The 11771-nt window shown below is 71.2% G+C and carries 6 protein-coding genes; 2 read left to right on the forward strand and 4 right to left on the reverse strand.

The window, feature by feature from the left end; translation table 11 throughout:
* Positions 1–3: 3 nt before the first annotated feature.
* Together OHS57_RS34340 and OHS57_RS34345 are read left to right on the forward strand one after the other, a co-directional pair.
* Positions 4–6192 carry a type I polyketide synthase gene (locus OHS57_RS34340; RefSeq protein ID WP_328584463.1) on the forward strand — a complete coding sequence of 2063 codons (6189 nt, stop codon included), beginning with the start codon at positions 4–6 and terminating at the stop codon, positions 6190–6192.
* A 20-nt stretch (positions 6193–6212) separates the two neighbouring features.
* Positions 6213–7397 carry a cytochrome P450 gene (locus OHS57_RS34345; RefSeq protein WP_328584464.1) on the forward strand — a complete coding sequence of 395 codons (1185 nt, stop codon included), beginning with the start codon at positions 6213–6215 and terminating at the stop codon, positions 7395–7397.
* 82 nt (positions 7398–7479) lie between these two features.
* Here the strand turns inward: OHS57_RS34345 and OHS57_RS34350 are convergent, their stop codons facing one another.
* From OHS57_RS34350 to OHS57_RS34365, 4 genes are read right to left on the reverse strand one after another with little or no spacing between them, the layout of a single operon-like run.
* Positions 7480–7677: a ferredoxin gene (locus OHS57_RS34350; RefSeq protein WP_328584465.1), complete on the reverse strand. Its 198-nt coding sequence runs from the start codon at positions 7675–7677 to the stop codon at positions 7480–7482.
* Positions 7678–7680: 3 nt separating this feature from the next.
* A complete protein-coding gene (locus OHS57_RS34355; RefSeq protein WP_443043015.1) occupies positions 7681–8913 on the reverse strand; it encodes a cytochrome P450 in 1233 nt (410 codons plus the stop codon).
* Between the two features lie 32 nt (positions 8914–8945).
* Positions 8946–10004, reverse strand: a complete 1059-nt coding sequence (locus tag OHS57_RS34360) for a DegT/DnrJ/EryC1/StrS family aminotransferase (RefSeq protein WP_328584466.1) — start codon at positions 10002–10004, stop codon at positions 8946–8948.
* A 30-nt stretch (positions 10005–10034) separates the two neighbouring features.
* Complete coding sequence (locus OHS57_RS34365) at positions 10035–11417, reverse strand: glycosyltransferase (protein WP_328584467.1); 1383 nt, start codon at positions 11415–11417, stop codon at positions 10035–10037.
* Between the last annotated feature and the right edge of the window lie 354 nt (positions 11418–11771).

Genomic DNA, 11771 nt, shown 5'->3' on the forward strand with positions numbered 1-11771 from the left:
ACGATGCCGGACGAAAAGAAGCTCGTCGACTACCTGAAGTGGGTCACGACGGACCTGCACCAGACCCGGCAACGCCTCCAGGAGGCCGAGTCGGGCCGCCACGAGCCGGTGGCGATCGTCGGAATGGCCTGCAGGTTCCCCGGTGGGATCCAGTCCCCGGAGGACCTCTGGGAACTGCTCGCCTCCGGCCGGGACGCCATCGCCGGCTTCCCCGCCGACCGCGGCTGGGACCTGGACGCGCTCGCCGGCGACGAGGCGGGCAGCAGCGCCACCCAGGAGGGCGGCTTCCTGTACGAGGCACCGGAGTTCGACCCCGACTTCTTCGGGATCTCGCCGCGCGAGGCCCTGGCGATGGACCCCCAGCAGCGGCTGCTCCTCGAAGTGGCCTGGGAGGCGATCGAGCGCACCGGGATCGACCCCGCCGCGCTGCGCGGCAGCAGGACCGGGGTCTTCGTCGGCACCAACTCGCAGGACTACACCCACCTGGTCCTCGCCTCGCAGGACGACATGGGCGGCTACGCGGGCAACGGCCTCGCGGCCAGCGTCATGTCCGGCCGGCTGTCCTTCGCGCTCGGCCTCGAAGGGCCCGCCGTCACCCTCGACACCGCCTGCTCCTCGTCGCTGGTGACACTGCACCTCGCGGCGCAGGCCGTACGGAACGGCGAATGCTCGCTGGCGCTGGCCGGCGGGGTGACCGTGATGACGACCCCGGCGAGCTTCGCCGGGTTCAGCATCCAGGGCGGCCTCGCCCCCGACGGCCGCTGCAAGGCGTTCTCCGACACGGCGAACGGCACCGGCTGGTCCGAGGGCATCGGCATGCTGATGGTCGAGAAGCTGTCGGACGCCCAGCGCAACGGACACCGGATCCTCGCCGTGCTGCGCGGCAGCGCGGTCAACCAGGACGGCGCGTCGAACGGGCTCAGCGCCCCCAACGGCCCGTCCCAGCAGCGGGTGATCCGCCAGGCCCTGGCCGGCGCCGGGCTTTCCCCCGCCGACGTGGACGCCGTCGAGGCACACGGCACGGGCACCACCCTGGGCGACCCGATCGAAGCAGGCGCGCTGCTGGCCACCTACGGGCAGGACCGCGATCCGCGGCGCCCGCTCTGGCTGGGCACCGTCAAGTCGAACATCGGTCACACCCAGGCGGCCGCGGGTGTCGCGGGCGTGATGAAGATGGTGCTGGCGCTGCGCAACGGCGTCCTGCCGCAGACCCTGCACGTCGACGCGCCGTCGTCGCACGTGGACTGGTCGTCCGGCGGCGTCCGGCTGCTGACCAAGCCGGTGGAGTGGCCCGAGGGCGAGCGGGTACGGCGCGGCGGGGTCTCGTCCTTCGGGATCAGCGGCACCAACGCGCACGTCCTCATCGAGCAGGCACCCCCGGTGGAGACCGAGGCGGAGACCGAGCCCGTCGTGGCACCGGCCGCGCCGCCCCTGGACGTACCGTGGCCGGTGTCGGCCAGGTCGCAGGCGGCGCTCGACGCACAGCTGGCGCGGATCCGGTCCGTCAAGGACACCGGCCGTGACCCGCTCGACATCGGCTACTCCCTCGCCACCACCCGGTCCGCCTTCGACCACCGTGCGGTGCTGCTGGCGTCCGGCGGAGACCTCGTCGAGGTGGCACGCGGTGTGGCGGCCAAGGCCCCGCTGGCCGTGCTGTTCTCGGGCCAGGGATCCCAGCGGATCGGGATGGGCCGTGAGCTGTACGGCAGGTTCCCGGTCTTCGCCGAAGCGCTGGACGCCGTACTCAGCCAGTTCGCCGGCGAGCTGAACCGCCCGCTGCGGGACGTGATCTGGGGGAGCGACGAGGATCTGCTCGACGACACCGGGCACACCCAGCCCGCGCTGTTCGCGATCGAGGTGGCGCTGTACCGGCTGGTCACCTCCTGGGGCGTCAAGGCGGACTTCCTCGCCGGGCACTCGATCGGTGAGATCACGGCCGCCCATGTGGCCGGGGTGTTCTCGCTGGCCGACGCCTGCCGTCTGGTCGCCGCCAGGGCCCGGCTGATGCGGGCCCTGCCCGCCGGCGGGGCGATGGTCGCCGTACGCGCCACCGAGGACGAGGTGACCGCGCTGCTGGACGACCGGGTGTCGGTCGCCGCCGTCAACGGCCCCGAGGCGGTGGTGATCTCCGGCCAGGAGCACGCGGTCGCGGAGATCGCGGAGCGGCTGGCGGCCGAGGGGCGCAAGACCACCCGGCTGTCCGTCAGCCACGCGTTCCACTCGCCGCTGATGGAGCCGATGCTCGACGAGTTCCGCGCCGTCGTGGAGACGCTGACGTTCCAGCGGCCCGCCCTGCCCGTCGTGTCGAACCTGACCGGCGACCTGGCGTCGGCGGACGAGCTGGGCTCGGCGGACTACTGGGTCCGGCACGTCCGGCAGGCCGTCCGGTTCGGGGACGGCGTACGGACCCTCGCCGGGCGCGGCGTGCGGACCTTCCTCGAACTGGGCCCCGACGGGGTGCTCGCCGCGCTGGTGGGGGAGTGCGTCGAGGACCCGGCCGTCGTCGCTGTGCCGGTCCTGGCCAAGAACCGCCCGGAGGAGACCGCTGCCGTCACCGCGCTCGCCGCCCTGTACACCCACGGCGTGAGCGTCGACTGGGACGGGGTGTTCGCCGGCACGGGTGCGCGCAGGGTGGACGTCCCGACGTACGCCTTCCAGCGCGAGCGGTTCTGGCCCACGGTCCGCATGCCTGCGGGTGACGCGTCGGGGCTCGGGCTGATCGCCGCGGGACACCCGCTGCTGGGCGCCGCCGTCACGATGGCCGGCGCCGACGAGACCGTACTGACCGGACGGCTCTCCGCGCAGTCGCATCCCTGGCTGGCCGACCACCGGATCGCGGGCCGGATCGTCCTGCCGGGCACGGCCTTCGCCGAACTCGCCGTACGGGCCGGTGACCAGTCCGGCCACGACCGGGTGGCGGAACTGCACCTGCTCGCCCCGCTCGTGCTGGCCGAGCGGGACGCGGTCTCGCTCCAGGTACGGGTCGGCCCCGCCGACGATTCGGGGCGCCGAGAACTGACGATCCACTCGCGGCCCGAAGGACAGGACCCCCAGGACCAGCCGTGGACGGAGCATGCCCGCGGGGTGCTGACCACCGGCGGCCCGGAGGATGAACTCGGCCCGGACAGCGGCGGCTTCGACACCGCCGACTGGCCGCCGCAGGACGCTGCGCCCGTCGACCCGGAAGCGCTCGGCGCGCGGCTCGCCGACGCGGGACTGACCCACGGTCCGGTGTTCCAGGGCCTGTCCGCCATCTGGCGGCGCGACGGCGAGGTGTTCGCCGAGGTCGCCCTTCCCCAAGTGGCCGAGGACGCCGCCGCCTTCGGTATCCACCCGGCGCTGCTGGACGCCGCGCTGCGGGCGGCGGCCGCGCTGGACGACGCGGGCGGCGTCGACACCGTCCCCGTGTCGTGGAGCGGGCTGACCCTGCACGCCGGCGGTGCCTCCGCCCTGCGCGTACGGATCGGCGCGGCCGGCCCCGGCGCGGTGGCGCTGAGCGCGGTCGACGCGGCGGGCGCCCCGGTGCTCTCGGTGGACTCGCTGGTCCTCGGCCCGCCCTCCGGGCAGGCACGGCCCGCGCCCGCCGCCGGCGGCGCCGAGCGCGGTTCGCTGTTCGCCCTCGACTGGGTGCCCGTAGCGGTGGATTCCGCGTCCGTCACCGGCACCCGGTGGGCGGTCGTCGGCGCCGACGAACTCGACCTGGGCTACGCGATGCACCGCGCGGACGAGACCGTCGCCGGGTACGCGGATTCGCTGACCGGCGCGGTCGGCGACAGCGGTGTCGCCCCCGACGTCTTCCTGGTGCCCGTCGTCGGCGACGCGGACCAGGACCGGCCGCAGTCGGTGCGCGCCCTGACCTCGTGGGTGCTCGAACTGATCCAGGAATGGCTGAACGAACCCCGGCTGGCGGGCTCACGGCTGGTCTTCGTCACCCGGGGCGCGATCGCCGTCGACGGCGAGGACGTACAGGATCTCGCGGCCGCCGCCGTCTGGGGCCTGGTGCGTTCGGCGCAGACCGAGAACCCGGGCAGCTTCCTGCTGGTCGACATGGACGACACGTTCCTGTCGGCCGGGGTGCTGCCTGGCCTGCTCGCCCTCGACGAGCAGCAGCTGGTGGTGCGGTCCCACACCGTCAGGGGAGGCCGGCTGACCCGGCTCCCCGAGACCGGGAACGAGACCGGGAACGCCGAGGCGTCGCAGGCCGGGGACACGGGCCCGACCTGGGACAGCGAGGGCACCGTACTGATCACCGGCGGCACCGGCGGTCTCGGCGGGCGCCTCGCGCGCCATCTGGTCGCCGAGCACGGCGTACGGCACCTGCTGCTGGCCAGCAGGCGCGGCCCCGACGCGCCCGGCGCCGCCGAACTGGTGGCTGACCTCGCCGAGCAGGGCGCCGAAGCCGCCGCCGTCGCCTGCGACCTGGGCGACAAGGACGCGCTGACCGCGCTGCTCGCCGGTGTGCCCGCCGGACATCCGCTGACCGCCGTGGTGCACACCGCAGGTGTGCTGGGCGACGCCATGGCAGGCTCGCTGACGCCGGAACTGCTGGAGCACGTGCTGCGGCCGAAGGTGGACGCCGCCTGGTATCTGCACGAGGCGACCCGCGACCTCGACCTGTCGGCCTTCGTGCTCTACTCCTCGGTCTCCGGTGTGCTCGGCAGCCCCGGCCAGGCCAACTACGCGGCGGCCAACGCGTTCCTCGACGCACTCGCCCAGCACCGCGCGGGCCTGGGGCTGCCCGCGGTGTCCCTCGCGTGGGGACCGTGGGGCCGGGGCAGCGGCATGACCAGCCATGTCAGCGCCGCCGATCTGGAGCGGATGGCACGCGGCGGTATGCCGCCGCTGGCCGTCGAGCACGGCCTCGCGCTCTTCGACACGGCCACGGCGAGCGGGCGGACCACCGTGGTCCCGACCCGGCTCAACGTGGCGGGACTCCAGGAGCAGCAGGCGCTGCCCGCGCTCTGGCGCGAGCTGGTCCCCCGTACCCGGCGCTCAGCGGCGGGCGCCGACCGCTCACCCGTCACCCTGCTGGAGCGGCTGCGCCACCTCGACGCGGCAGGCCAGGAGGGCCTGCTCACCGAACTCGTCGTGGGCTACTCCGCCGCCCTGCTCGGCCACCGTGACCCGAGCGGCGTCGACCCCGAACGCGGCTTCCTGGAGCTGGGTTTCGACTCGCTGGTCTCGGTCGGACTGCGCAACCAGCTCTCCGAGGCGCTCGGCCTGCGGCTCCCCAGCTCGGTGGTGTTCGACAACGCGACACCCGGCAAGCTGGCCCGCCGGCTGCACAGCGAACTCGCGGGGCAGCTCTCCCCGGCGGCGGCGAACGGCAGCCCCGCTGCCGCCGCACGGTCGGCCGTGAGCATGGACGAGACGCTGGAAGGCCTCTTCTACGCCGCCGTCAAGGGCGGCAAGATGGTCGAGGGCATGCGCATGCTCAAGGCGGTCGCCAACACGCGTCCCACCTTCGAGACCCCCGCCGATCTGGAGGAACTGTCGTCGCCCGTCGTCCTCGCCGACGGCCCGAGCGACCCCAGGCTGGTCTTCGTCAGCGCCCCCGGCGCCACCGGCGGCGTCCACCAGTACGCCCGTATCGCGGCGCACTTCCGCGGCAAGCGGCATGTGTCAGCGTTGCCGCTCATGGGGTTCGCCCCGGGTGAGTCGCTGCCCGCCACCAGCGAGGCGGCGGCCCGGATCGTCGCGGAGAGCGCCCTGCACGCCAGCGACGGCGAACCCTTCGTCCTGGTCGGGCACTCGACGGGCGGCTCGCTCGCCTATCTGGCGGCGGGGGTGCTGGAGGAGACCTGGGGGATCACGCCCGAGGCGGTGATCCTGCTGGACACCGCGTCGATCCGCTACCAGCCGGGCGAGGGCAAGGACCTGGACCGCACCACCCAGTACTACCTCGCCGACATCGACTCGCCGTCGGTGACGCTCAACAGCGCCCGGCTGTCGGCGATGGCGCACTGGTTCATGGCGATGGTCGACATCGAGTCCGTGCCGACCACCGCGCCCACGCTGCTCGTCCGGTGCATGGAGTCGCTGGACGGCTTCCTGTTCGACACCGCGGGGGTCCCCGCCGACGACATCCGGGAGATCGAGGCCAACCACCTCTCACTCGCCAAGGAACACTCCGCCCTGACCGCGCGGACCATCGAGGACTGGCTCGGCCGCCTGCCGGCCCCCCAGGCATGACCGTACGGAGGAGAACCCCCATGACCACATCCCACGTGCTGCCCTCGCTGAAGGGGCAGCAGCAGTCCGTGCTGCGGCTCAGCCCGCTGCTGCACGGGCTCCAGGCCGAGAATCCGATCTGTAAGGTGCGCACCCCGGCGGGCGACGAGGGCTGGCTGGTGACCCGCCACGCCGAGCTGAAGGAACTGCTGCGCGACGAGCGGCTGGCGCGGGCGCACGCCACACCGGCCACCGCCCCGCGCTACGTCCAGAACCCGTTCCTCGACATGCTCGTCACCGACGACGCCGACCTGGCCAGGAAGCTGCACACCGAGACCCGGGCGCTGCTCACCCCCAACTTCTCGGCCAGGCGTGTGCTCAACATGATGCCGAAGGTCGAGGCGATCGCCGAGGGGATACTGGCGAACTTCGTCGCCCAGGGACCGCCGGCCGATCTGCACAGCCAGTTCTCGCTGCCGTTCTCCCTCGCCGTCCTGTGCGAGCTGATCGGCGTGCCCACCGAGGACCACGGGCTGCTCGTCGGCCATCTCTCCCGGATGGGCGGCCTCGACGACCCGGACACCGTCCAGGGCGGCCAGCAGGACCTGTTCGGCTACCTGGTGGAGCTGGCGGGCCGCAAGAGGGCGGAGCCCGGCGACGACGTGATCTCCCGGCTCTGCGCCAACGAGCCGTCCGACGAACGCATCGGCCCGGTTGCCGCCGGGGTGCTGTTCGCCGGGCTCGAAGCCGTCGCCAGCCATGTCGACCTCGGCGTCGTCCTGTTCACCCTCCACCCCGACCAGCGGGACGCCGCGATGAGCGACCCGAAGCTGATGGCGGGCGCCGTGGAGGAGATCCTGCGCTCCGCCAAGGCCGGCGGCTCGGTGCTGCCCAGGTACGCGACGGACGACGTGGAGATCGGCGGTGTCACCATCCGTACCGGTGACCTGGTCCTGCTGGACTTCACCCTCTCCAACTTCGACACGCGGGTCTTCGACGAACCCGAGCTGTTCGACATCACCCGTTCCCCCAACCCGCATCTGACGTTCGGTCACGGCATGTGGCACTGCATCGGTGCCCCGCTGGCCAGGATGGAGCTGCGGACCGCGTACACCCTCCTCTTCACCCGGCTGCCCGGGCTGAGCCTGGCGCTGCCGGTCGAGGAGCTTCAGGTGCTGGGCGGCCAGCTCTCCGCCGGCCTCACCGAACTGCCGGTCGCCTGGTAGCCGTTCATGACGGAGTCAGCCAACGGGCGCGGCCCCCACCGACGGTGGGGGCCGCGCCCGTCGGGACGTACGGGAGAAGCGGTCACTCCTCCCGTACGGTGATCGCCTGCGACGGGCAGATCAGGCCCGCCTGCCGCGCCGCGTCCAGCTCCGGGTCGTCCGACGGCTCCTCCAGGACCATGACGATCCCGTCGTCGTCCTGGTCGAAGAGGTCGGGTGCCGACAGTACGCACTGCCCCGCCCCGACACAGCGGTCGGTGTCCACATCGATCCGCGCCATCACTCATACCTCCGTCAGTTGCTTACGGCCCTGCCAGCGGACGGGCAGCGCGTGCAGCCCGTACAGCACCCCGTCGTACTTGAGCGGCAGTTCCTCGACCGGCACCGCCAACTCCAGCGACGGGATCCGCTCGAAGAGCGTCCGGTAGGCGATGTCCATCTCGACCCGGACCAGGTTCTGGCCCAGGCACTGGTGCACGCCGTAGCCGAAGGCCACGTGCGAGCGGGCCGACCTGCCGGGGTCGAACTCGTCGGGCCGGTCGAAGACGGTCCCGTCGTGGTTGGCGGCGGCCACCAGCGGCACGATGCCCTCGCCCGCCTTGATGAGCTGACCGCCGATCTCCACGTCCTCGACGGCCACCCGGAACGCCACCAGGTCGGCGACCGAGTAGTAGCGCAGCAGCTCCTCCACCGCGCGCTCGTCACCGATCCACTCCGGATTGGTCAGCAGGGTGACCACGCCGAGGCCGATGTTGTTCGCCGTCGTCTCGTGCCCGGCGATCAGCAGCAGCATCGAAACGCCGGACAGCTCCCGCTTGTTCAGCGTCCCCTCGGCCAGCAGTTGGCTGATGAGGTCGTCGCCGGGCCGCTTCTGCTTGATGGTGATCAGCCGGTTGAGATAGCGCAGCAGCGCGACGGACGCCGCCTGCCGCTGCTCGTCCGTGGAGGTGAGCGTGACCAGCACGCGGGTCTTCGTCTCGAAGAAGTCGCGGTCGGCCTTGGGCACGCCGAGCAGATTGGAGATCACCAGCGACGGCACGGACAGCGCGAAGTCGGCGATCAGGTCGGCGGTGTCGCCCGCCGCGAGCATGGCGTCGAGGCGTTCGTCGACGATCTGCTGGATCGCCGGCCGCATCTCCCTGACCTTGCGCACCGTGAACTCGGGGATCAGTGTCTTGCGGAACCTGCCGTGCTCTGGCGGGTCCAGCGCCACGAACCAGCCCGGCACCTCGTCCTGGGACGGCACCCCGCCGGTCTTCGCCGCGCGGGGAAACCCGGGGTGCGAGGGGTTGGAGCTGATGCGCGGATCGGTGAGCACGGTCCGCACGTCCTCGTGCCGGGTCACCAGCCACACCGGCACGCCGGAGGGCAGTGTGGAGCGTACGAGGCCGTCCTGCGCGCGGAAGTCCGCGTACTGCGGCGGCGGGAACGTCTGGCCGGGCCGCCGCAGCGGGAAGGCGACGGGGCACCGGTCGGCGGCGGTCATCACCGGGCACTTGTCGGGGGTTGTCATCATCTGGTTCCTCTGCGGATCGGAACGTCCCGTGCTCACGAGGCGCCGTAGAACTCACGGACCTTCTCCGTGATGAACTCCTGGTCGTCCTTGGCGAGACCGGTGTGCGTCGGCAGGTAGAAGCCGTCCTCGCTGAAGCGACTGGCGTTCAGCGAGGGCCAGTTGGCGTCGTAGTAGCCGGGCTGCCGGCTCATCGGCTTGAAGAACAGCCGGGTCTCCACGCCCTCGGCGGCGAGGAACGCCTGGAGTTCCTCGCGCCGTTCGGCCCGCAGGTCGTACATCCACAGCACGTCGCGCGGCGGCATCAGGGTGATGCCGTCGATGTCCCGCAGCCCCTCGTCGTAGCGCCGCTCGATCTCCTTGCGGGTCTGCAGGATCGAGTCCAGCTGCTCGGTCTGCGCCAGGGCCACGGCCGCCTGCATGCTCGTCATACGGAAGTTGTAGGCGAGCTTCTTGTGCAGGAAGCTGTGGTCCTTGGTGAACGCCATTCCGCGCAGATGGGCCATCTGCTCCGCGAGCCGTTCGTCGTTGGTGAGGCAGATACCGCCCTCGCCGGCCGTGATGATCTTGTTGGCGAAGAGCGAGAAGCAGGCGATGTCGGCGACCGGCCGTACGCCGTGCGCCTCAGCGGAGTCCTCCACGACCCGCAGGTTGTACTCGTAGGCGATGTCCATGATCTTGTCCATGTCGCACCGCCGCCCGTAGATGTGCACGGGCATGATCACCTTGGTGTTCGGGGTGATCTTCTCCTCGATGAGCGAGACGTCGATGTTGAGATCGTCGCCGCAGTCCACGAAGACGGGCGTGGCGCCCACGTAACTGACCGCCCAGGCGCTCGCGATCATCGTGAACTCGGGGACGATGACCTCGTCGCCGGGACCGATGCCGAGCGCCCGCAGGGCCAGGGTCAGGGCCGTCGTGCCCGAGGAGCAGGCGACCCCGTACGCCGAGTCGTTGTAGCGGGCGAACTCCTCCTCGAACCTGCGCACATAAGGCCCCTGCGACGAGATCCAGCCGTCGCTGACGGCCTCCGTCACATATTCGAGCTCACGCCCGCCGAGCCAGGGTTTGGAAACCGGATGGGTGAAAGACATGGGATGCCCCGATCGGTGAGTGGCGGGTGGTCAACGGGTGGCGAGCGCCGGGAGGCCGAGCAGCAGCTCCGCGGCCGAATCCCGGCCGCCCGCCGCGCGCAGCAGCCGCCCGAAGTACTCGGCGCGCGCACGGAAGGCGCCGTCGCCGAGGACCCGGGCGAGCTTGTCGTACACATCGTCGGGATCGACGGTCTCCGGCCGGTCCAGCGTCAGACTGACGCCGAAGTCCTGGCCGCGTACCGCCTGGTCGTCGCAGTCCACCCAGAGCGGCCGGACCACCAGCGGCTTACCGAAGTACAGCCCCTCGTGGTAGCCGTTGCCGCCCGCGTGGGTGAAGAAGACCTTGACGTGCGGATGGGCCAGCACGTCGAGCTGCGAGGGGACCCAGTTCTCGATCCGCAGATTGTCCGGCAGCTCGGCCGGCAGCAAGTGGCGCTGTTCCTCGGGGAGTTTCCACAGGACCGCGTGCTTGTCCGACAGCCGCCGCGCCACGTCGACCAGCGCGCCCACCTGCTCACGCGTCAGCCGGGTGATCGTGCCGAACCCCATGTAGACGACGGAGTCATGCGCGTTCAGCCAGTCGGAGAGACCGCCGTCGTCCGGAGCCTGCGGCAGCGGCGGCACCATCGTGCCGACGAGCCGCATCTTGTCCGGTACGGCGAAGGGGTAGTCCAGCTCCGGCACCGAGTAGCAGAGCACCATCTCGGCGTGGTCGATCCTGGCCATCATCTGCCGCGCCTCGGGCGCGATCCCCAGCTCCGTACGGATCCGGTTGTCCTCCTCGACGACCTTGCGCACCGAGGACGTCAGGAACATCCCCAGCGTCCGCAGCCGGAAGAGCTGGTTGGCCACCCGCTGCCGGAACGTCATGTTCAGCGGAAGGCCCGAGTGCGGCACGGGGAAGCCGCCCGGCGTGTACGACTTGGCGAAAGGCACGTGCGACGTGAGGACGTTGCTCGGCACGAACGGCACACCCAGCACGAAGGGAATGCCCTTGGTGATGGCCAGCTCGTAACCGAACTGGCACATGCTCTCGATCACCATGAGCGCCGGCTTGACCTCGTCCACGACCGCTTCGAGCCGCCGGTACTTCTCGACCCGCGACTGCGGCGCGAAAGAATGCTTGATGACCGCGCGGTGCGCCTTGAAACGCGAACGCTGGGTCACTTCACGGTACGTCTCGTCGTCCCAGGTGACGGCCGACATCTCCGACACGACATCACCGAGGGAAGCGAACTCGACCGGGGTTTTCACCCCGATCGCCTCGACGTCGGAACGCCCTTTCTCATCCGCGGCGAACCACAGGTCCTCCACTCCGCGGCGTGACAATTCCTCGGCGAGTACGAGCAACGGATTGATGAGACCGCTTTCGGCATAACTGACGAACAGGATCGGCCGCCGAATCGAGTCCATGGACAACACCCTTCACAAGTGGCAGTCCGATGGCTCGGTGCCACACGTACACACGGCCGGTCGCCGGGTGGCCGCCTTCATCGCCACCGCCCCCGGTCCACGCCGTCCGGGGGAGACCGGCGCCGCCGTCAGCGACGGGCGCGCCGCGCGATGAAGCGGGACAGTAACTTGGTCTCACACCACGCTCCGGAGAATCCCTAGTCTTCGCCCGTCGCGCGATTTTTCGTGTCCGGTACGGGCCGCCGGAGCCGCCCCGCAATGACCGGCAGGGGGGTCGGAGAATTCCTTAGGGAAAAGTACAGCGTCGCCGCCCATACGATCCGGCACGGAGAGATGTCCGTGGCCCGACTTTTC

It is taken from the genome of Streptomyces sp. NBC_00370, from assembly GCF_036084755.1.
In the GTDB taxonomy this organism is placed as follows: Bacteria; Actinomycetota; Actinomycetes; order Streptomycetales; family Streptomycetaceae; genus Streptomyces.

Bases quoted from the DNA above. Each gene is read 5' to 3' on its own strand.
- OHS57_RS34340 (WP_328584463.1), top strand. From the start codon at position 4: ATGCCGGACGAAAAGAAGCTCGTCGACTACCTGAAGTGGGTCACGACG.
- OHS57_RS34345 (WP_328584464.1), top strand. From the start codon at position 6,213: ATGACCACATCCCACGTGCTGCCCTCGCTGAAGGGGCAGCAGCAGTCC.
- OHS57_RS34350 (WP_328584465.1), bottom strand. From the start codon at position 7,677: ATGGCGCGGATCGATGTGGACACCGACCGCTGTGTCGGGGCGGGGCAG.
- OHS57_RS34355 (WP_443043015.1), bottom strand. From the start codon at position 8,913: ATGATGACAACCCCCGACAAGTGCCCGGTGATGACCGCCGCCGACCGG.
- OHS57_RS34360 (WP_328584466.1), bottom strand. From the start codon at position 10,004: ATGTCTTTCACCCATCCGGTTTCCAAACCCTGGCTCGGCGGGCGTGAG.
- OHS57_RS34365 (WP_328584467.1), bottom strand. From the start codon at position 11,417: ATGGACTCGATTCGGCGGCCGATCCTGTTCGTCAGTTATGCCGAAAGC.